Origin of the sequence: Pseudomonas sp. dw_612, from assembly GCF_018449725.1 — a bacterium.
GTDB lineage: Bacteria > Pseudomonadota > Gammaproteobacteria > Pseudomonadales > Pseudomonadaceae > Aquipseudomonas.
In genome coordinates, this window is the sequence record NZ_JAAVVC010000029.1 from 4447 (window position 1) to 28433 (window position 23987).

Sequence of the window (23987 nt, forward strand, 5' to 3'; positions counted from 1 at the left end):
TTAACCGTTTTGCGCAGCCTTGGCGTTTTGCAATTGCCGGGCTTTTTCCGTGAGCGCCGCTTTTTCTTCGGGGCTCATGTTGTCCAGACGCATCCGCGCCTGGGCGATTTTCTCCAACTGCCCCGGACTGCTTTCCCGGGCACGCAACGCCGCCGCCAGACCGGCCACGGTCGGATGATCAAACACCACGCCCGGCTGGATTTCGCACTGCAACAACTTGCGAATGCCGGCCACCAGTTTGATCACCAGCAAGGAATGGCCCCCGGCGGCGAAAAAGTCCCGGTCGATGCCCAAACGTTCGACACCTAATAGTTGCGCCATGCGCGTCACCAGCAATTGCTCCAGGGCATCGCGAGGTTGCAGGCCTTCATCGTCCGCCGAGGTGGACGCGAGTTGTTGCAACGCCTTGCGATCAACCTTGCCGTTGGCCAGTCGCGGGAAGCTGTCGATCAACTGCACGTGTTGCGGCAGCATCACGCTGGGCAGGCGCAGCGCCAACTCATCGCGAACGGCATCCAGCAACGTCGCCGAAGCTGTTTGATGCGGGACGATGAACGCGAGCATTCCGTCCTGCGCAGACTGCCCCGGCAACACCAGTGCCTGCGCAACCTGCGGCAGACGCAGCAGTTCAGCTTCGACCTCGGCCAGTTCGATACGGAAACCCCGCACCTTGATTTGCTGATCGCGCCGACCGTGCAACGCAATCGCCAGATCCGGGCGATAACGCGCCAGATCGCCCGTGCGGTACAGCCGTTCTTTTGGATCAAACGGGCTCTGGATGAACACGTCCGAATCAGCCTCGACATTCACATAGCCGCGGCACAACTGCGCGCCACCGAGGTACACCTCGCCCAGCACACCCACCGGCGCCAGTTGCAGATGCTCGTCGAGCACAAACACCTGATTGTTGCCCAACACCTGGGATAGCACGCCGGCGTCCGCCACCAACCCGTCCAGGCGCAGCGGATGCACCAGCACACCGACCGTGGCTTCGGTCGGGCCGTAGTGATTGAACACCCGGCAATCACTGCGCAAACCGGCGATCCGTTGCACCAATGCCGGGGCAATTGGCTCACCGCCCAGAATCAACGTGCGCGGCAGTTGCGCGCGTTCGCTGTCGAGCAGCGCGGCCAGGTGCGACGGGACGATCTTCAGGCAATCGATGGCTTGTTGTTGCAGGAAACCGGCAAACAAATTGCCGTCCTGCATTTGCTCATCGCTGGCCACATGCAGCGCCGCGCCGTTGAACAACGCACCGAACAGCGCGGTGTTGCCCAAATCCGCCGCCACCGTGGAGGTGAAGCCGAACTGCCGGCACTGCTCCAGCCCCAGGGCCTGACTGACGTGAGCGGTGTAGTTGAGCAATTGTTGATGCTCGATCACCACGCCTTTCGGCACACCGGTGGAGCCGGACGTGAACAGCACGTACGCCGCGTGATCGCCCTGAGTGTCTAGCGTGATCGCCGACGTCGCCGCCGGGGCCGATTGCAGCACGCGATCCACGGTCGCCAGGGGCAACGGATGATCGTGCCATTGCGCGATGTGCGCGGCGTCGACCAGCAGCAATGCGGCGCCGGCCTGTTCCAGCATCAAGGCTTGACGGGCCTGCGGCCATTGCGGGTCCAGCGGCAGGTATGCCGCGCCAATGCGCCACGCCGCGAGCATCGCAACCACCAGCTCTGCCGAGCGTGGCAAGGCCAGCGCGACAATCGCCCCCGGCGCCAGACCTTGAGCTTTCAGTGCCTGGGCCAACGCCTCGACCTTCACCTGCAATTGCCCATAACTCAGGCATTGATCGCCGTCAGTCAGGGCGACGGCGTCCGGTGTCGTCCGGGCAAAGTCGGCAATCCGCTGCGGCAGGAATCGACTATCCGCCAACGCTGTCACGGGTGGATTGATCGACAACAAGCGTTGTTGTTCAGCAGCACCCAACACACTCAGTTGACCGAGTTCGGCGTGAACATTGGCGACGATGTTTTCAAGCAATACGTGCCACTGCGCCAGCAGGCCTTCGATCGCCTGAACCGAGTAGCGGGACGGGTTGAAACGCAGGTGCAAGGCGTGGGCACTGCCCACCTCGTCCGTTTCCAGTTCAAGCAGCAATTCAAACAGCGCTTCGCGAACAGCCGAACGGGGCGCCCATTGCAAACCATCGGACGTCGTGGCCTGCGTGGCCCGGCAAACGGCAAAACCGTACGCCGGACGCGCCGCCGTCGGCGCCAGTTCAGGCGACCAGTATTCCTGCCACGTACGATGCTCATCCAGACGCGCCGCCAACTCGGTCACCCAAGCGCTGAACGCGGTATTCGCGGTCAGTGACAGATTCAGCGGCAGGGTTTTCGCGAACACGCCCACCGCATCGCTGAAGTATTCGTAATCTTCGCGGCTGTCATGCCGCACGCCGACCAGCACTTGTTCATGCCCGCTAAGCCGCCCCAGCAACACCCACCAGGCCGCTTGCAGCACCACGCGCGGCGATTGCTCCAGAACACCGGCCACTTGCTGCAAACCGTTGCGCAGTGCCGGTTCGAGGCTCAGCGTCAGGGATTCAGTAACCACCGACGAAGAAGGATTGCGATACGCCAACCACGGCGTACTCAGATCCGGGTCCGCGCCTTGCAGGTGTTCCTGCCAATAAACCCGCGCCCCGGCCGCATCTTCGTCGAGCACCACTTCACTGCGCCATTCCAGGTACTGAGTGAATTCACCGCTCTCTTCATCGTCCGCCGCCGTGTCTTGCCCGTAGGCCTGCACCAATTGCTGATACAGCAAGCGCACGCCGCTTGCATCGAGGCTGTGCCGGGCCACGCCCAACACCAGTTTCCATTGAGCATCGGCCAGACGATAAAGCACCGCTTGCGCGCCCTCGGACTCACCGACCACAAAAGAACGTTCCGCCCATTCGCTGAGCTGAGCCTGAATACCGGCCGGGGTTTCGACCCGCGCCTGCACGGTCAGCGGGAAGCGCTCGGCGCCCCCGACAAACTGGCGCAAACCATGGAAACCCGGCGCCTTGCCCAACCGCGCGACCAACATCGGTTGCTGCACGAGCACGCTGTCCAGTGCGCTTTGCAGCCGCTGCGGATCGAGGGCGCCGCTGATCTCGACCTCCAGGAAACGCAGCGCATCCGCGCAGGCCGGGGCCTTGGGCAACTGCTCCAGCATCAACTGCTGTTCAGGCGTCAAGGCGTATCCCAGGTCCTGCTGGTCCATCGATACCTCGTTCATGCTCCGGTTTCCTCGGTGTTCATTACGCGCTCAAGGGCGCTGCGGTCGAACATGTCGCCCATGGCCACGACAATCTTGCGCGGGCCTTCGAACGGATCACGGGCGTGGGCCACCAGCATGTTGTCGAGCAGGATGGCGTCGCCTTTTTGCCAGTCGAAACGCACCGCGCACTCTTCGTACAAGTCGCCGATGCGTTGCATCACTTCGTCTTCGATCGGTGTGCCGTCGCCGTAGAACACGTGGCGCGGCATGCGATCGAGGCCGAACATCGACAGCAGGTCTTCGCGCACATCCGGCTCCAGCCAATAGATGTGATGCAGTTGCACCTGGTTGAAGAACGATTTGGCGCCGGTCACCGGGTGACGAATGATCGCCGGGCCCGGGGTGCGGGTTTGCAGTTCGTTGTTGTCGAGCCAGCGCCATTCGATGCCACCGGCCCGGCAACGGGCCTCGACTTCGGCGCGGTCTTCGGTCTTGAAGAAGTGCTGCCAGGACACGTCGAGGCTGTCGGTGAAAGTGCGCACGTACAGCAGGCCCTTTTCCTCGAACTTGTCCCGCAGGTCCGCCGGCAGTTTTTCGTACATCAACCGGCAATCCACCACCGGCGTCGCACCGCCGACGGGCGCGGCCTGCTCGCAATAGAACATCTGCTTGCGCGGCCAGCGGTCCTGATGGGAGCTCTCGTTGTGGAACAGGATCATCTTGCGTTCCGGGTACGGCGTGGAGCGGTAAGTGTTCTTGCCACCCTCCTTCTTCGGCAGATCGCCGTACTGGCCGTAAAGCCCCGGCTGGATCGCTTCGGCAAACGCCTCGAAACCCTGGATGCCGTCCAGTTCGAAACCACGGAACAGAATCCCGGCGTGCGTCGCGAGTTTCTCTTCGATCAGCGGCCGGTTGTGGTTGATCCACTCGATCAAGTCCAGGTGCGGCTCGTTCGGTTCCAGCAGCAGCGGGAACGGCTGTGGCGCGGCGATCAGCGATTCGCGGATCGGCGCTGGCCGGGCCTTGGCCGCCGGAGCGGCGCCGCGCTTGAGGAACTTGCCGAGTTTGTCGGCCTTGGGTCCGGGGACGGCAGGCTTGGCGGCCACCGCTAAATTGTCGACTGGCATGCTGATAGCTCCCAATTGAATGTCCTGATCAGCGACGATCTGTTCCAACAGGGCTATCCAGGCCTTGACCAGGTGCTGAATGCGCTCGTGTCCGAACAAGGTTGTGGCGAATTGCCAATTACCCAGCAATTGCCCTTCTTCATCGTCAACGAACAACGCCATGTCGAATTTAGAATGGGTCTCCAGCGCCGGCAGCGATTCCACGCTCAAACCGCCCATGGACTGGGTGCGGCCCGGCAGGTTATTCATCACGAACAACACCTGCACCAGCGGGTTCATGCCCTTGTGGCGTGGCACGTCCGAGGCGTCGACGATCATGTCGAACGGCAGGTCCTGATGCTCCATGGCGCTAAGCAAGGCTTCCTGGGTCTGGGCCAGGAATCGGGCGAACGGCGCGGCGCCATCGAACTGCGAACGCAACGGCAGGACGTTGACGAAGAAGCCGATCAAGCGCTCCAGTTCCGGCTGTTCACGCCCGGCCACGTCGGCACCGACCAGCACATCCGCCGCACCGCTGACCTGGTGCAACAACACCTGGAACGACGCCAGCAGCGTGCTGTACAGCGTGACGCCCGCGTCCATCGACACCTTGCGCAACGCCGCGCTGAGTGACGGGGTGAGCTGGAACTGCACCGCGTCGCCTTCATAGGACGGCGTCAAACCGCGCGGGTTGTCCGCTGGCAATTTCAGTTGCCCGTTGTAGCCGGCCAGGCGTGTTTTCCAGTACTCGGCCTGACGCGCCAGCACGCCTTGCTGCTCCAGTTCCTGTTGCCACAGCGCGAAGTCGGAATACTGCACGTCCAGTGACGGCAGCGGGTTCAGGTCACCGGCCTTGGTGCGCTCGTAAATCTGCACCAGTTCGTTGACCAACAGGCCCATCGACCAGCCGTCGGAAATGATGTGGTGCATCGCATAGAGCATCACGTGCTCGGTCGGTCCCAGGTGCAGGATCCGCCCACGCAACAACGGCGCGTGTTCCATATCAATCGGCGTGCGCGCATTTTCCAGGGCGGCTTGGGCCACCTGTTCTTCCTGGGCGCTGCGCGACAGACCGGACAGGTCGATCACCGGGAAATCCACCTCGACCTGCTCGGCAATCACCGCAATCGGATCACCTTCATCGTCCTGGGTGTACGCGGTGCGCAGCACTTCGTGACGACGCACCACCTCGGCGAAACTGCCGATCAGCCGTTCCACCGACAACTCGCCGCGCAAGCGCAAGGCCATCGGCATGCCATACGCCGCCGTGCCGCCGGACAGTTGCTCGGCGATCCACAAGCGGCGCTGCACCAGCGACAACGGTGCGCTGTGCCGAGTGCCGTGGGCCTTGAGCACCACACCGTGACCGTTCGGCTCAGGTGTGCCCTGCTGCTGCGCGATCCACGCCGCCAGGTCCTTGAGTCGCGGATGGCTAAACAGGTCACGCAGGCTCAAGGTGCAATCCGTGAGTTTGCGCAGGCGCGAGACCGCTTGCGTCGCGAGCAGGGAATGCCCGCCCAGTTCGAAGAAGTGATCGTCGCGGCCGACCTGATCCAGTTCCAGCACGTCCTGCCAGACCGTGGCGATCTGCTGTTCGAGTGCGCCTTGCGGTGCGACAAAGTCCAACGCCACCAGACTCACATCGACGCCCGGCAAGGCCTTGCGATCGAGCTTGCCATTCGGGCTCAGGGGCAGGCCTTCGAGGAACAGCACGTGGGCCGGCACCATGTAATCCGGCAGGCTCGCTTTCAGCCGTGCCTTGATCTCATCGCGTAGCGCCGCCAGCGTGGATGCATCGGCGCTGGCTTGTGCCGGATCGTCGAACACCACGTAGGCCACCAATTGCTGACCGATGGCGCCCGGTTGCGCGACCACCAGGGCCTGACGCACCGCTGGAACCTGCAACAGATGGCTTTCGATTTCACCCAGCTCGATGCGGAAACCGCGAATCTTCACTTGATGATCGACCCGCCCGACGTACTCGATCACGCCGTCGGCGCGATAGCGCGCGAGGTCGCCGGTACGGTACACGCGGCCACCGCCGACTGGATCGAACGGATCAGGAATAAAGCGCTCGGCGGTCAATTCCGGGCGCTGGAAGTAGCCGCGCGCCAGCAGCTCACCGCCAATCACCAGTTCACCGACTACGCCAACCGGCGCCGGTTGGCCCTGGGTGTCGAGCACATGAATCGCCCGGCCGCCCAACGCCCGGCCAATCGGCATGCTCACCGGCAACGGGTGGCGGCCGGACACGTAGTCGCTGCAATCGAGCACCGTGGCGCTGACCGTGGCTTCGGTCGGGCCATAGGTGTTCAGCAGGCGCACATGGCCCAGGCCAGCCTGGCCCCAAGTGGCGACCCCTTCCGGCGGCATGGCTTCGCCACCGACGATCATCTGGCGCAGCACGCCATAGTCGCGATGACCCGCCGCTGCGAGGTCCTTGGCCAACATGTTCCAGTAGGCGGTGGTCAAGTCGCTGATGCTGAACTGCTTGTCGAGCAATTCGCGATACCAGGTTTCGCTGTCCCAGATGTCCTGACCGCGCAGCACCACCGAAGCGCCACAAATCAGCGCCGGGTAAAGCTGTTCAACAAAGGCATCAAAGTTGAACGTGGCGAATTGCAGGGAACGGTCCTGCGGCCTGAGGCCAAGCACGTCCAAAGCGACTTGGGTGTGACGGGTCAGCGCCGATTGCGTGATGCCGACGCCTTTCGGGCGCCCGGTGGAACCCGAGGTGAACATCACATACGCGAGGTTTTGCGGGCCGCTGCGCTCGGGCAGATTGTTGGTATCGGCGGGATAAACCAGTTGATCCAGGCTCAGGACGCTCACGCCCGCCGCCGTTGGCAACGTCGCCGCGAGGTGGCTTTGGGTCAACAGCACACGCAGGCCACTGTCCTCGATCATCGCGCCGAGACGCTCGGCCGGGTATTCCGGGTCAAGCGGCACATAGGCGCCGCCAGCCTTGAGCACCGCCAACAAGCTGATGATCATCTGCGTCGAGCGCTCGACCGCGATGCCCACCAGCACTTCCGGGCCGACACCGTGTTGCAGCAGCACGCGCGCCAATTGGTTGGCTTGGGCATTCAGTTGCGCATAGCTCAGGCGTTGCTCGTCGAAAATCAGCGCCAAGGCGTCCGGCGTGCGTTCAGCTTGCAGCTCAAATAAACGCTGCACGCCCAGACCATCGGCCGGCAGCGCCAGCGGCTCGCGCACCGCGTTCGGGACCAGCGTCAGGTCGCCCACGCGACTGGCGGCCGGTGCCTCGACCATCTGCAACAGCAAGTGCGCGAGGTGCCCGGCCAGTTGCTCAATCGCCGCCTCATCGAACTGCTGACGGTCGAAACTCAGCTGGAACGACAACTCGGCGCCGAGGTTGACCGCCAGGGTCAATGGGTAGTTGGTTTGTTCGAAGTTGCCCACTTCACCGAAGCGCAGATCTTGCGGTGCGCCCTGTTGCAAGGCTTCGGAGATCGGGTAGTTCTCGAACACCAGGATATTGTCGAACAGGGCTTCACCACCCTGCCCGGCCCAACGCTGGATGTCGAACAACGCGGTGTGTTCCTGCTCACGCAACGCCAGGTTCTGCGCCTGCACCTGTTGCAACCACTGCGCCAGCGGCTGTTCGGCACGCGGGCTGGCGACCACCGGCAAGGTGTTGATGAACAGACCGATTTGTTGCTCGACCCCGGCCAGTTGCGCCGGACGCCCGGACACCGTGGCGCCGAAGCAGACCGTGTCCAGCCCGGTGTAGCGTTGCAACAACAGCAGCCAGGCCGCTTGCACCATCGTGTTGAGGGTGACTTTCTGTTCCCGGGCAAAGGTATTGAGCCCGGCGGTCTGCGCCAGGTCCAGAGTCAGGAAGTGTTCGCCCTGGGCGGTGTTGGCCGCTTCGCTGCCGGTCCACACCAGTGCCTTGGCCAACCGGGTTGGCTCGTCGAACGCGACCAATTGGCCTTTCCAGAAGCCTTCGGTGACCTGCACATCCTGCTGGGTCAGCCATTCGATGTAATCGCGATAGCGCCCCGCCGTGTTCGCCGGCGCCTGACCGCTGTAGCGTTGCAGCACTTCACCGAGCAGCTGCGAATTGCTCCAGCCGTCCATCAGGATGTGATGGCTGGTGTAGATCAGGTGATAACGCGCGGTGTCGAGACGCACCACGGTCAGGTTCAGCAACGGCGCGGCCGCAAGGTCGAAACCCTGCTGGCGCTGCGTGGCCGCCAATTCGCTGAGCGCCAGGGCCACATCGCTGTGGGCGCGCCAGTCGTGCAAGGTGAACGGCACGGCCAATTGTTTGTGAATCACCTGCAACGGACGCTTGAACTCACCGTCCCAGACAAAACTGCTGCGCAGCACATCGTGGGCGTCCACCGCCGCTTGCCAGGCCCCGTGGAAACGCTCGACATCCAGGCCTTCGACATCCACGCACATCTGGTTGATGTAGTCGCCGGCCTGTTGCTCGTAGAGGGTGTGGAACAGCATGCCCTGCTGCATCGGCGACAACGGATAGATGTCGGCAATTTGCTGCGGTGCGACTGGCACGCTGTCGAGTTGCGCCTGGGTCAGGCCGGCCAACGGGAAGTCCGACGGCGTCAGGCCCTGCACGCCCGGGGTCACGCAGTGGGCGATCAGCGCCGCCAGTTCCTCGGCGTACTCCTCGGCCAGACGTTCAATAGTGGCCGTGTCGAAACGTTCACGGCTGAAACTCCACCCGACGCTCAACTCGCCGCCATACACCTGACCATTGAGGGTCAGCCAGTTGCCCATCGGCGCTTCAAGGCTTTGATCGAGCCCGGCGTTGTCTTGGGCCGGGGTGAACAGCGCCGCGTCATCGCCTTCGAAACTGCCATCGAACTGGCCGAGGTAGTTGAAGGTGATGCGTGGGTTCGGCAGTGCGCGCAAGGATAGCTGCGCCTGCTCATCACCGAGGTGACGCAGGGCGCCGAAGCCGATGCCCTTGTTCGGGATCGAGCGCAGTTGTTCTTTGATTTGCTTGATCGCTGCGCCGGGTTCACTGGCCGGGGTCAGGCGCACCGGGAACAGGCTGGTGAACCAACCCACGGTGCGGGTCAGGTCTACGCCGTCGAACAATTCTTCGCGACCATGGCCTTCGAGCTGGATCAGCGTCGAGGGCTGGCCGGTCCAGCGCCCGATCACTCGTGCCAGCGCGCTCAGCAACAGGTCATTGACCTGAGTGCGATACGCCGCCGGGGCTTCTTGCAGCAATTGCCGGGTCAGGCTTTGATTCAGACGGGTCTGGACGTTTACGCGCAAATGATTCTGCTGGCCGGCATCGGCGCGCAGGCACGGCAAATCGGTGTTCACATCGCTGAGGCAGGCTTGCCAGTAAGCCAGTTCCTGTTGCAACGCCGGGCTGTTGGCGTAGCGCTGCAACTGTTCGCTCCAGTCCTTGAAGGCACTGGTCTTGGCCGGCAGCTTCAGGGCCTGGCCGTCGAGCAATTGCTGATAAGCGTTTTGCAGGTCTTCCAGCAGAATCCGCCACGACACGCCGTCCACTGCCAGGTGATGGATCACCAGCAACAGACGCTGACTGCCATCGGCCAAGGTCGCCAGCACCGCACGCAACAAAGGACCTTGTTGCAGATCGAGGCTGCGCTGGGCGCGGTTGCCCAAGGCTTCGAGTGCTGCGGCATCGGCAACCGCTTCCTGCCAAAGCAATGGCTGTTGCAGTTGTTCAATCGACTGATGCTCTGCCGCCCAACCATCGTTGTGTTGGGTGAAACTCAGGCGCAACGCATCGTGATGCGCCACCAACCCACGCAGGACCTGCTCGATTTTTTCCGCGTCGAGCGCCACTCGCGGCTTGAGCAACACCGACTGGTTCCAGTGATGACGCTCCGGGATTTCATCGTCGAAGAACTGCTGCTGGATCGGCAACAGCAACGCCGCGCCGCTGACCGCTTGTTGATCGATGCCGGACTCGCCGTCACCGACCTGGGCCACCAGCGCCAGACGCTGCACGGTCTGGTGCTGAAACAGGTCTTTGGGGCTCAGGCGAATCCCCAGTTGACGGGCGCGGCTGACCACCTGGATCGAGATGATCGAATCGCCGCCGAGTTCGAAGAAGTTGTCGTTGAGCCCGACTTGCGGCAGCTTCAACACGTCTTGCCAGATCGCGGCGATGCGCTGTTCCAGCTCGCTTTGCGGGGCTTGATAAGCCTGCTGCGCCTGACTCGCGTCCGGGGACGGCAAGGCGTTGCGGTTGAGTTTGCCGTTGCCGGTCAAGGGCAATTGCGCCAGCAGCAACAGGTGCGCCGGGATCATGTGATCCGGCAGGTTTTCCTTGAGCGCGGCGCGCACGCTGTCGCGCCACTGGCCTTGTTCGGTCGGGTCGGCGCCGAGCAATGCAGCGTCGGCCGGCACCAGCCAGGCAACCAATTGCTGGCCACTGAGGCCCGGTTGCGCCAGCACCACTGCTTGGCTGATGGCGGCCTGTTCCAGCAGTTGCGCTTCGACTTCGCCGAGTTCGATGCGGAAGCCGCGAATCTTCACTTGATGGTCGATGCGCCCGATGTACTCGATCACGCCGTCGGCGCGATAGCGCGCCAGGTCGCCGGTGCGGTACAAGCGGCCACCGTCAGCGGCGAACGGGTCCGGGATAAAGCGCAGGCACGTCAGGTCGGCGCGGTTCAGATAACCCCGGGCCAGACCGGCGCGACCGACGTACAACTCGCCGATGCAACCTTTGGCGACCGGGTTCAGATCACCGTCGAGCAAGTACCAGGACAGGTCCGGGATCGGCTCACCAATCGGGCTGCTCGCGTCACGTTGCAGGTCGGCCATCGTCAATGGGCGGTAGGTCACGTGGACCGTGGTTTCGGTGATGCCGTACATGTTGATCAGTCGGGGAGCCTGGTCGCCAAAGCGCTCGAACCACGGGCGCAGGCTCTTGACCTCCAGTGCCTCACCACCGAACACCACGTAACGCAGAGACGGTTGCAGCGCGGCATGTTCCGGCGCGCAAGCCACTTGCATCAACTGCTTGAACGCCGACGGCGTCTGGTTGAGCACTGTGATGCGCTCACGGCACAGCAACGCGTAGAAATCTTCCGGCGAACGGCTGACCTCGTACGGCACCACCACCAGTTTGCCGCCGTACAGCAGCGCGCCGAAAATCTCCCAGACCGAGAAGTCGAAGGCGTAGGAGTGGAACAAACTCCACACGTCCTGCGGGCCGAAGCTGAACCAGTCCTGGGTCGCTTCGAACAGGCGCAATACGTTGTGATGGGCGAGCAAAGTGCCCTTCGGCTGGCCGGTGGAACCGGAGGTGTAGATCACGTACGCCAGGTTGTCCGGGCTCATGACTACCTGCGGATTGGCATCGCTGTAGCCTTCGAGGCCGTCGCGCTCCTGGTCCAGCATCAGGCTGCGCACCGAGTCCGGCACCGGCAGGCGACCGAACAGATGGCTTTGGGTCAACAGCAAGCGAATGCCGCTGTCGTTGATCATGTAGGCCAGGCGCTCTTCGGGATACGTCGGGTCCAGCGGCACATAAGCGCCGCCGGCCTTGAGGATCGCCAGCAGGCCGACCAGCATGTCCAGGCTGCGCTCGACCGCCAGGCCGACGCGCACGTCTGGCCCGACGCCGCTTTCAATCAGCTTGTGCGCCAGCGGGTTGGCCCGCGCATTCAGTTCGGCATAGCTCAGGCTTTGCTCGCCACAGGTCACGGCAATCGCTTCAGGAGCACGCAAGGCCTGGGCTTCGATCAGCTCGTGCAGGCAACGTTGGCTTGGGAAATCCGCCACGGTCGGGTTCCACTGCAACAGCGTGGCCTCGCGTTCGGCGCTGTCCTGCAACGGCAACTCGGCGATGCGCTGGCCGCAATCGGCGACGATGGCGTTCAGCAGATTCGTCCAATGTTGCGCCATTCGCGCCATGGTTTCGGCGTCGAACAGGTCGGTGGCGTAGGTCAGTTCGGCCCAGACATTGTCGACGGATTCGAAGGTGTCGAGGGTCAGGTCGAACTTGGCCGTATGCGAGACCCAGGTCAGCCCTTCGATCTCGATCTGCGGCAGACGCGCCGCGCCCCGCGCTTCACGGGCCTGACTCTGGTGGTTGTGCATCACCTGAAACAACGGACTGTGGCTGAGGCTGCGTTCCGGTTGCAGGGCATCGACCAGTTGTTCGAACGGCAAGTCCTGATGGGCCTGGGCGCCGAGCACGGTGTTTTTGACCTGTTGCAGCAAACCACGGAAGGTCTGCTGACTGTCGATCTCGGCCTTCAACACTTGGGTGTTGACGAAGAACCCGATCAAGCCTTCGGTTTCGAGGCGGTTGCGGTTGGCCACCGGCACGCCGACGCGAATGTCGGCCTGGCCGCTGTAGCGGTGCAACAAGGTCTGGAACGAGGCCAGCAACAGGGCAAACAGGGTGACGTTTTCCTGCTGTGCCACACGCTTCAGGGCAGCGGCCAGTTCCGCGTTCAGCGGAATGTCCTGGCGTGCGCCGCGATAGCTTTGCTCGGCTGGACGCGGACGGTCCGCCGGCAACTCCAGCAACGGCTGATCGCCGCCCAGCTGCGCGGTCCAGTAACCCAGTTGGCGCTCCCGCTCACCGGCCTCCATCCACTGCCGTTGCCACACCGCATAGTCGGCGTATTGCACCGCCAGCGCCGGCAATTGACGCGGCTGCCCCACGCTGTAACCGGCGTAGAGTTCGATCAGCTCATCGACCATGACCTGCATCGACCAGCCATCGGAGACGATGTGGTGCAGGGTCAGGACCAGGACGTGATCGTCGGCGGCCAGCTTCAGCAACTTGACCCGCAGCAGCGGACCTTGTTGCAGGTCGAACAGCGCCAGGGTTTCTTCGGCCACCAGTGCCTTGAGGCGTTCGTCGTCGAGTCCACCATCGAGTGTTTGCACCGTGAGGGCCAGGGACGACGACGCGTCGATCTGCTGCCAGGTCTGTTCGTTTTGTTGAATGAAGCGAGTGCGCAGGGATTCGTGGCGGGTGATCAGCGTATCAAAGCTGTTCTGCAACGCCGCCAGGTCCAGGCTGCCGCGCAGGCGCAACGCCGCCGGCACATGGTAGGCGCTGCTGGTCGGCTCCAGTTGCCAGAGGAACCACTGGCGTTCCTGGGCATAGGACAACGCCATCGGTTGCTGACGTGGCAGCGCAACCATGGCGGGCTCGGCGTGGGCCGGCTCGACGCCGAGCGCCGCGACAAAGTTCTGCAAGGTGCTGTGCTCGAACAATGTGCGCAACGGCACCTGAACATTCAAAGCCTGACGCACCCGCGAGATCACTTGGGTGACCAGCAGCGAGTGGCCGCCGAGTTCGAAGAAGTTGTCGCTCAGACCAACTTGCTCAAGCTTGAGCACCGCTTGCCAGATCTCGGCCACCTTATGTTGCGTGGCGGTCTGCGGCGCGATGTATGTCGATTGCAACAGGCTGGCGTCCGGCGAAGGCAATGCCTTGCGGTCAACCTTGCCGTTCGGGGTCAGGGGCAATTGCGCGAGGAACAACAGGTGCGCGGGCACCATGTATTCCGGCAATTCGGCCTTGAGGCTGGCCTTGAGTTCGGCGCGCAACGCGGCTTCATCCTCGACAGCTGTCGCCGCGACCACATAGCCCACGAGTTGTGGACCGGTCGGGCCGTCCTGCGCCACCACCACGGTTTCACGCACGCTGTCGAGGGCCAGCAGCCGCGCTTCGATCTCGCCGAGTTCGATGCGAAAGCCACGGATTTTCACTTGATGGTCGATGCGGCCGATGTACTCGATCACGCCCTCGGCGCGATAACGGGTCAGGTCGCCAGTGCGGTACAAGCGTTCGCCGCTGGACGAAAACGGGTCCGGCACGAAGCGTTCGGCGGTCAGCGATGGACGCTCGAAATAACCGCGCGCCAGGCCGTCGCCGCCGATCAGCAGTTCGCCCGGCGCACCGATCGGGTTGAGTTCCAGGTCGCTGCCGAGGATGTACAGCGCTGTGTTGTCGATTGGCTTGCCGAGGTACGGCCGAGGGTTCTCGCCGGTCAATGGATGCAGCGCCGACCAGATCGTGGTCTCGGTCGGGCCGTAGAGGTTCCAGACCTTCGGCGACAGCGCGAGCATGCGTTCGGCCAGTTCCTGCGGCAGTGCTTCACCGCCACACAGGAAGGTGCGACCAGCCAGAATCGATGCCTGCTCGTGGTCGAGCAGCATGCGCCAGGTCGAGGGCGTGGCTTGCAACACGCTTACGCCGTGACGCTCGATCAGTTCGAGTACGGCGTGCGGATCTTGATGCACGTCTTTTCCGGTCAGCACCACACGGGCGCCGGCCAGTAATGGACCGTAGATTTCCAGGCCGAAAATATCGAACGAAAACGTGGTCAGCGACAGCATGCGGTCCTGGGGATTCAGGCCCGGTTGATTGACCATGCTTTCGACGAAATTGCACAGTGCGGCGTGGCGCACCATCACGCCTTTCGGTTTACCGGTGGAGCCGGAGGTGTAAATCACATACGCCAGATGTTCGCCGCTCAGCGCCACTGTTGGGCACGTCTGCGGATACGCCGCCAGCCATTCGCGCGGCTGATCAAGCAGCAAGGTGTTGAGCCCGGCCGGAATCGGCAATTGCGCTTGCAGATGCGACTGGGTCAACAGCAGTTCAAGACCACTGTCTTCGATCATGTAGGCCAGGCGATCCTCGGGATACGCCGGGTCCAGCGGCACGTAAGCGCCGCCGGCCTTGAGGATTGCCAGCAGGCCGACAATCATTTCCACGCTGCGCTCGACGGCAATCCCCACCAGTCGATCCGGGCCGACACCCGCTTCGATCAGTTTGTGCGCGAGCTGATTGGCGCGGGCGTCCAGTTGCCCGTAGGTCAAACAATCGTCGCCGACGATCAGCGCGACGGCATCCGGCGTTTGTTCCGCTTGAGCGGCAATCCGCTGCTGCACGCACGGCGCTTGCACGGAATGCTCGACCACGCGATGCCAATCCTGCAACAGAACGCTTTGCTCTCCGCTGTCGAGCAGCGGCAATTCGCCGATCCGCTGAGAACAATCCTCAACGATACCTTGCAGCAGGTTTTGCCAATGCCGCGCCAGGCGTTCGATGGTCGCCGGTTCAAACAAATCCGTGGCATAGGTCAGCTCGGCCGACACGCCGTCGTTTGATTCATACGTGCCCAAGGTCAGGTCGAACTGCGCGGTGCGCCCTTCCCAGACAATGCTTTCGACGCTCAGTTGCGGCAGTTGCACCCGGCTCTGTTGCTGGGTCTGGTCATTCAGCGCCTGGTGGTTGTACATCACCTGGAACACCGGGCTGTGGCTCAGGCTGCGTTCCGGTTGCAGCGCTTCGATCAGTTGTTCGAACGGCAAGTCCTGGTGCGCCTGAGCGGCCATCGCCGATTGCTTGACCTGGGCCAGCAATTGATTGAACGGCAACTGCCCGTGCACCTGGGCATTCAGCACTTGGGTGTTGACGAAAAAGCCAATCAAACCCTCGGTTTCCACGCGGTTGCGGTTGGCCACCGGCACGCCGACGCGGATGTCGGCCTGGCCGCTGTAGCGATGCAGCAAGGCCTGGAACGAGGCCAGCAACACCATGAACAGGCTGGCACCTTCACGCTGGGCCAGTTGTTTGAGCGAGGTAGCCAGGGCGGGCGGCAGGTTCAGGTCCAGGCGTGCGCCGCGAAAGCTTTGCAGCGCCGGGCGCGGATGATCGATCGGCAACTCCAGCACGGTTTGCTCACCGCCCAGCGTTGCGGTCCAGTACGCCAGTTGGCGCTCGCGCTCCCCGGCTTCGAGCCAGTGGCGCTGCCAGATCGCGTAGTCGGCGTATTGCACCGTCAGTTCCGGCAGGGTCAAGGGTTGGCCCGAGGTCTGGGCGACATAGTGCTGGATCAATTCCTTGACCATCACCTGCATCGACCAGCCATCGGAGATGATGTGGTGCTGGATCAGCGCCAGGACGTGATCGTCGTCAGCCACTTTGAGCAGCGACACCCGCAGCAGCGGCCCGTGCTGCAAATCGAAGGGGCGGTGAGTTTCGTGTTCGACAAAGGCCTTGATCCGCTCGTCCAGCAGTGCCGGGGCGAGGTCAGCGTCGAGTGCTTGAATCTCGATGCTGATCGGCATCTGCCCATGGATCACCTGGACGGTTTTTTCGTCCTGCTCGATGAAGGTCGTGCGCAGGCTGTCATGGCGCTGCACCAGCGCATTGAAGCTGCGTTCCAGCGCCGGCACATCCAGTTCGCCCACGAGGCGCAACGCGTTAGGGATGTGATACGCCGTACTGTGGGGGTCCATCTGCCAGAGGAACCACTGGCGTTCCTGGGCGTAGGACAACGGGATCGATTCAAACCCGGACTTGACCTCGGGAATCGGCAAGTTCGCCGGGGACACGCCCTCTTCGAGCATCTTCTCCAGGTACAACTTACGCTTGTCCAGCGGCAGAGTGATAAAGCGCTTGGCAATCCTCAAAGCAACACTCTTGTCCATTAGACTTCCTCCATTTCGTCAAGCAGGCTTTCCAGCTTGTTCAGTTTCTGTTCGTTGATGGCCCCGCCGTCGCTGTCGAGTTGCGCGACAAAATCACTCAGGACGGGGTACTGGAATAGCAATTGCGGGGTCAGGCTGAGACCCAGTTCGAGGGCGACCCGCGAGACCACGTTGACGGCCAGCAACGAGTGGCCGCCGAGCTCGAAGAAGTGGTCGTTCAAACCGACGCGCTCGACGGTCAGCACGTGCTGCCAGATCGCGGCGACCTGCTGCTCAAGTTCGCTGCCTGGCGCCACATAGCAGGCCTGCAACTGACTCGCATCCACCGTCGGCAATGCCTTGCGGTCGAGCTTGCCGTTGGGCGTCAGCGGCAGTTGTTCGATGAACAACAGATGCGCCGGGACCATGTAGTCCGGCAGGCTGGCCTTGAGCCCGGCCTTGAGTTCATCGCGCAATTGACGCTGGGCGTCAGCGGCATTCAGGTCCAGTTGCGGCGCCACCACGTAAGCCACCAGTTGCTGGCCGCCCTGGATGTCCTGGGCCAGCACCGCCACTTCGCGAACCTGCGGTTGTTGCAGCAACCGTGCTTCGATTTCACTCAGCTCGATGCGGAAACCGCGGATCTTCACTTGATGGTCAATGCGGCCGCGATATTCGAGCACGCCGTCGGCCTGATAACGGCACAGGTCTCCGGTGCGGTACAGGCGTTCGCCCGTAGTGGAGAACGGGTTCGGCACGTACTTCTCGGCGGTCATGCCCGGACGCGCCAAGTAACCGCGAGTGATGCCGGCGCCGGCCAGGTACAACTCCGCCGACACCCCCACCGGCACCGGTTGCAGATCGGCATCCAGCAGGTAACTGGCGGTGTGTTTCAGCGCACGACCGATGTTCGCCCTGCCGCCCGCCTCGCGTCGGGTCCAGGTGGAATAGGTGGTGTCTTCCGACGGGCCATACAGATCGAAGACATGCTCGACCGTCGCTTGCCCGTAGAGTGCATCCACCAGGCTTTGCTTGAGCGGTTCACCGGCGAGATTGATAATGCGCACGCTCGGCGGAATCTGATCGGCGCCCAGCAGTGCATTGATCGCCGACGGCACGGTGTTGATCAGGCGCACCTGATCCCGGGCCGGCAGTTGCGCCAGTTCCAGTGCGTTACGCGCGATGATCAGCGAGCCGCCGTTGGCCAGGGTGACAAACAGCTCCCACACCGACAGGTCGAAACACACCGAGGTCGATGCGAGCACGCCTTGAATATCGTCGCGGCTGTAGACCGACTGCGACCAGTCGATCAGCGCCAATACGTTGCGATGGGCGATGGACACGCCTTTCGGTTGGCCGGTGGAACCGGAGGTGTAGATCACGTAGGCCAGGTTGTCCGGCGTGACGCGGGTGACCGGCGCGGTGTGCGGATAAGCCGCCAGTTGCGCTTCGACCTGATCCATCCACAGCACTTGGGTATTGGCGTTCACCGACAGGGTGGCGGCGATGGCTTGTTCGGTCAGCAGCACCAACGCACGGCTGTCTTCAAGCATGTAGGCGACCCGCTCGGCCGGGTAATCCGGGTCCAGCGGCACGTAAGCGCCACCGGCCTTGAGCACCGCGAGCAATGCGACCAACAGGCTGTCGGAACGCTGCATCGCCACGCCGACCCGCACTTCCGGGCCGACGCCCAATTCAATCAACTTGTGCGCCAGGCGATTGGCCCGGGCATCGAGTTCGGCATAGGTCAGTTGTTGGGACGCGAAGGTCACCGCCAATGCGTTCGGTTGCGCCGCCACTTGTTGATCGATCAACTGGTGAATGCACAGGTCCTGGGCGAACGCTTCGTCGGTCGGGTTCCAGTCCAGCAAGACTTGCTGTTGTTCAGTTTCGTCCAGCAAGACCAGCTCACCGAGGCAACGTTCCGGCGCGGTCATTTGGCTCAACAGATGCTGCAGATGCGCCGCCAGTTGCTCGATGGTCGCCTGGGCAAAACTGCCGCGTTGATAACTCATGTGCACCGACAACTGACGGTCCAGGCTCACCAACAGCGTCAGCGGGTAGTTGGTCTGTTCGTGGTTGGCCACCGCGCCGAAGCGCAGGCCTTGCGGCGCGCCCTGTTCCAAGGCCTGGGAAATTGGGTAGTTCTCGAACACCATGATGCTGTCGAACAGGGCTTCGCCGCCCTGCCCGGCCCAGCGCTGGATATCGAACAACGCGGTGTGTTCGAACTCGCGCAGCGCCAGGTTCTGCGCCTGCACCGCTTGCAACCAACTGCCGAGCGACTGCTGCGCACTCGGGCTGGCGATCACCGGCAAGGTGTTGATGAACAGACCGATCTGTTGCTCGACACCCGGCAGGTCCGCAGGCCGTCCGGCCACGGTCGCGCCGAAGGCCACGGTGTCTTTACCGGTGTAGCGTTGCAGCAACAGCAGCCACGCCGCTTGCACCAACGTGTTGACCGTGACTTTCGAGGCACGGGCGAACTCGCTCAGACGCAAGGTCTGTTCGGCGTCCAGTACCTGGAAGTGATCGGCATAACCCTGGTCGTCGGCGTCCGCTGGCCGGGCCACGGCTTGCGCCAGGCGCGTCGGCTCGTCGAGGTTGCGCAGCGCCGGCAGCCAGAAGGCTTCGCTGGCGGCGGCGTCCTGGCGTTGCAGCCAATGGATGTAATCGCGATAGCGCCCACCCTGCACAGCCTGGAACTGACCGCTGTAGCGTTGCAGCACTTCGCCGAGCAACTGCGAGTTGCTCCAGCCGTCCATCAGGATGTGATGGTTGGTGTAGATCAGGTGATGACGGTTGTCGTCGACCCGCGCAATCACCAGGCGCAACAAGGTCGATGCGCTCAGGTCCAGGCGCTGGCGTTCGATGTCGGCGAGGGTCTGCAACGCGTGTTCAAGCTGCGGCTCGGCGCGCAGGTCGTGCAGGCTGTAAGGCATCTGCACGTGTTTGCTGACCACTTGCACCGGCGCATCCAGTTCACCCTGCCAGACGAAACGGGTGCGCAGGATGTCATGGGCCTCCACCGCCGCTTGCCAGGCCAGATGGAAACGCTCGGGGTCGAGGCCTTCGACGTCGAGGCGCATCTGGTTGATGTAATCGCCAGTAGCTTCTTCGTACACCGCGTGGAACAGCATGCCTTGCTGCATCGGCGACAGCGGATAAAGGTCTTCGATCAACTGCGGCGCCACTGGCAAACCGTCGAGTTGCGCCTGGCTCAAGCGCGCCAGCGGGAAGTCCGATGGCGTGACGCCGTGTTGCCCGGCCTCGCAGCAATGGGCGATCAGCGCTTGCAGTTCCAGCGCGTAATCGTCGGCCAGTTGTTGGATGGTCGCCTCGTTGAACATCTCGCGGCTGAAGGTCCAGCCCAGGTTCAATTCACCGCCGTACACCTGACCGTTGAGTGCCAGGTGGTTGGCCAGTGGCGCCCCGGCATTCAGTTCGTCGCCGGCCGCTTCACTGGACGGCACGAACAGCGCGCCGTCGGCTTCGGTGAAACTGCCGTCGAACTGCCCCAGGTAGTTGAACGTCAGGCGCGGCACCGGCAATTGACCCAGCGCCTCACGTGCGGCGTCATCGCCCAAATGCGCCAGCGCACCAAAACCGATGCCTTTGTTCGGAATGCCGCGCAGTTGTTCCTTGATCTGTTTCAGCGAGCCGCCGAGGTCGGCGGTCGGCGTCAGTTTGGCCGGGTACAGGCTGGTGAACCAACCCACGGTGCGGGTCAGGTCCACGCCGTCGAACAACTCTTCGCGGCCATGGCCTTCGAGCTGGATCAACGTGCTGTCGGCGCCGGTCCAGCGCACCATGACCCGAGCCAGTGCAGTCAGCAGCAGGTCGTTAACCTGCGTGCGGTAAGCCGCCGGAGCGTCTTGCAGCAGTTGCCGGGTCAGGGCCTTGTTCAATTGCGTGCGCACGGTCAGCGCATGGCGGTTCTGTTGGCCGCCCTCAGGGTTGTCGCATGGCAGGACCACGTCGGCGCCTTGCAACTGCTGTTGCCAATAAGCCAATTCCTGTTGCAACGGCGCACTGCGCGCATAGGTTTGCAGCTGTTCGGCCCAGGCTTTGGCGGCACTGGTTTTGGCTGGCAATTGCAGCGGTTCACCCGCCGCCAATTGGCGATACGCGGTTTGCAGGTCGTCAAACAGAATCCGCCACGACACGCCGTCCACCACCAAGTGGTGGATTGCCAACAGCAAGCGTTGACTGCCGTCGTCGAGGTTGGCCAGTACCGCACGCACCAGCGGCCCGTCTTGCAGGTTCAGGCTGCGTTGCGCTTCATTGGCCACGACTTCCAGCCCGGTCGCGTCGGCGACATCGACGGCCCAGACGATCCCGTCAGCTTGTTCATTGATCGCGCGGTACTGCGCCTGCCAGCCCTCGGCCTGATCGACAAAGCTCAAGCGCAAGCCGTCATGATGGGCAATCAACGCGCACATCGCTTGTTCAAGGACAAAAGCATCAAGGGCTTGCGTCGGTTTGAGCATCACGGCCTGGTTCCAGTGCTGACGCTCCGGAATGGCTTGGGCGAAGAACACTTGCTGCACCGGCAACAACGCCAGTTCACCGGTGACCGGGCCCTGATCGATAAGCTGGGCCTGTTCACCCAGGCGCGCCACCGTGGCCAAGGCCTGGATGGTCTGGTGCTGGAACAAATCCTTCGGCGTGAAACGAATCCCGGCCTGGCGGGCGCGACTGACCACCTGGATCGAGATGATCGAATCGCCGCCCAGTTCGAAGAAGTTGTCGCTCAGGCCGACCTGATCAAGCTTCAAAACGTCCTGCCAGATCGTCGCCAGTTGCTGCTCCAGTGCGCTTTGCGGCGCCACATAGGCTTGCTGCAACTGACTGACATCCGGCTTCGGCAGGTTCTTGCGATCAAGTTTGCCATTCGGCGTCAGTGGCAGGCGTTCGAGCAACAGCAAATAGGCTGGCACCATGTGCGCGGGCAAGGCGACTTTCAGTTGCTCGCGCAAGCTGTCGGCAAAATCACCGCGCGCGGCGTTCAACGCATCGGCCACCACGTAGGCCACCAGACGCTTGCCGCTGCCGGCGGTGCCTTCCTGGGCGACCACCACCGCTTCGCGCACGCCATCGAGGGCTTGCAGACGCGCCTCGATTTCGCCGAGTTCGATACGGAAACCACGAATCTTCACCTGGTTGTCGATGCGATCCAGGTAGTCAAACGTGCCGTCGGCGCGTTGGCGTACCAGATCGCCGGTGCGGTACAGCAAGCCACCGATGTTACTGAACGGGTCCGCCACAAAACGCTCGGCGGTCAGGCCCGGACGGTTCAGGTAACCTCGGGCCAGACCGGTGCCCCCCAGGTACAACTCACCGGCCATGCCTTGGGGCAACAGGTTCAGGTCGGCGTCGAGCACGTAGGCGCTGCGGTCGCCGATGCGGCTACCGATGGGTGCGTATGCAGCGCCGCACGGCACCTCGCGCCCGGCCTTCCAGATCAGCGGCGTGACCACGGTTTCGGTCGGGCCATAACCGTTGATGATGTAGTCCGGATCGAGGGCGCGCTTGACCCGCTCGAAACTCGCGGCCGGCACCGCATCGCCGCCAAAGCAGTAGATGCGCACCTTCGGCGGATGCCCTTCGCGCTCGGCGTGTTCGGCCAGTTGTTGCAGGTACACCGGCGGGAAGGCGACCACGGTGACGCCGTGATCGCGCATGGCGTTGTAGGTCTGTTCCGGGGTCCACAGGCTGTCATCGCGGATCAGCAGCGACGCACCGTGGGTCAGGCTGGTCAGCCAGCGTTCATGGGCACCGTCGAAAGCAAACGACATGAAGTGGAATTCACAGTCGCTGTCGCGCATTTCATAGCGCTCGCCGATCGCCAGGCAATGCATCGCCAACGGGCCGTGGGCCACGCTCACGCCTTTCGGGTTACCGGTGGAGCCGGAGGTATAAATGACGTAGGCGAGGTTCTGCGGATCGAGTTGTACCTGCGGCGCATCGAGTGACTGGCCACTGAGGTCGAGGCGGTCAAGTTCCAAGACTTGGGTGGCTTCGTCGAGGGGCAATTGCGCCGAGACACGGGAATCCGTCAGCAGCAACGCCAGCCCGGAATCCTCGATCAGGTACGCCAGGCGTTCCCGTGGATAACTGGTGTCCAGCGGCACATACGCGCCACCGGCCTTGAGCACCGCCAACAACGCGACGATCACCCCTTCACTGCGCGGCAATGCCACGCCGACCCGGGTTTCCGGGCCGACACCGCGAGCGATCAGGGCGTGGGCCAGTTGATTGGCGCGGCGGTCGATCTCGCCATAGCTGAAGCGCTGGCCGGCAAAAATCACCGCCGTGCGCTCCGGGCCCTGGGCCGCCCATTGGGCGATGCGCTGATGCACGGCGACATCCACCGGGTACGGTTGCGGCTGGTTGTTGGCCAGTTGCAGCGCCCGTTCCTGCGGGCTGGCCAGGGCGATTTCGCCGAGGTTGCGTGCGGCGGACTCGGCGAACTGCTCCAGCAGTTGCAGCAACTGCGCACTGATGCGCTCGATGGCATCGCTGGCGAAATGCGCGCGGTCGAAGCTGTAATGCAGCGCCAGCGTCTCGCCGAGGGTCACGGCGACGCTCAACGCATAGTGGGTTTGCTCAAGGCTGGTGACCTCGCCGAATACCACGCCTTGCTCCGCGCTCTGTTGCAGCGCCTGGGCAATCGGGTAGTTCTCGAACACCAGAATGTTGTCGAACAACGCCTCGCCGCCCTGCCCGGCCCAGCGCTGAATATCCGCCAGTGGCGTGTGTTCGAACTCGCGCAGGCTGAGGTTTTGCGCCTGCACGGTTTGCAACCAGGCGCCGACGCTCTGGTCCGGACGCGGCGTGCCGATGACCGGCAAGGTGTTGATGAACAGGCCGACCTGTTGCTCGATGCCCGGCAAATCCGCCGGACGCCCGGCGACCGTGGCGCCGAAGGCCACGGTTTCGTGACCGGTGTAGCGTTGCAGCAACAGCAGCCACGCCGCTTGCACCAGGGTGTTGAGGGTGACTTTCTGCTGACGGGCAAACGCCTCCAGCGCTTGCGTGCCAGTGGCTTGCACAGTCTGGAAATGATCGCCGTGACCGCTCAGGGCTTCGTTGCCCGACACCACCCGCGCCAACCGGGTCGGCTCTTGCAGGAACGCCAGTTGCTCGCCCCAGAAGTCTTCGCTCAGTTGCCCGTCCTGACGTTGCAGCCAGCCGATGTAATCGCGATAACGCCCGGCAGCCGCCAGCGGCGCTCGGCCG

At 63.1% G+C, this 23987-nt stretch carries 3 protein-coding genes (1 of these 3 running past the window's edge); all 3 read right to left on the bottom strand.

Annotation, left to right across the window (positions count from 1 at the left end; all coding sequences use genetic code 11):
• Tightly spaced (each overlapping or abutting the next), the 3 genes in view from HB680_RS29895 to HB680_RS29905 form a layout consistent with a single transcriptional unit that may run on beyond the window.
• Entirely contained in the window at window positions 1-3228 is a 3228-nt protein-coding gene (locus tag HB680_RS29895) for a non-ribosomal peptide synthetase (protein ID WP_213941898.1), read from the bottom strand.
• A complete protein-coding gene (locus HB680_RS29900; protein ID WP_213941899.1) occupies window positions 3225-16766 on the bottom strand; it encodes a non-ribosomal peptide synthase/polyketide synthase in 13542 nt (4513 codons plus the stop codon). The genes HB680_RS29895 and HB680_RS29900 overlap by 4 nt, the downstream gene beginning before the upstream one ends.
• Window positions 16766-23987 carry the 3' portion of a non-ribosomal peptide synthase/polyketide synthase gene (locus HB680_RS29905; RefSeq protein ID WP_213941900.1) on the bottom strand. Its footprint extends 5132 nt past the window's final position, so only the last 7222 of its 12354 coding nucleotides appear in the window; its start codon lies beyond the right edge, outside the window; it ends in the stop codon at window positions 16766-16768. The genes HB680_RS29900 and HB680_RS29905 overlap by 1 nt, the downstream gene beginning before the upstream one ends.

What these genes read in the sequence shown, in the direction of transcription:
- HB680_RS29895 (WP_213941898.1), bottom strand. Translation starts at nt 3,228, where the DNA reads ATGAACGAGGTATCGATGGACCAGCAGGACCTGGGATACGCCTTGACG.
- HB680_RS29900 (WP_213941899.1), bottom strand. Translation starts at nt 16,766, where the DNA reads ATGGACAAGAGTGTTGCTTTGAGGATTGCCAAGCGCTTTATCACTCTG.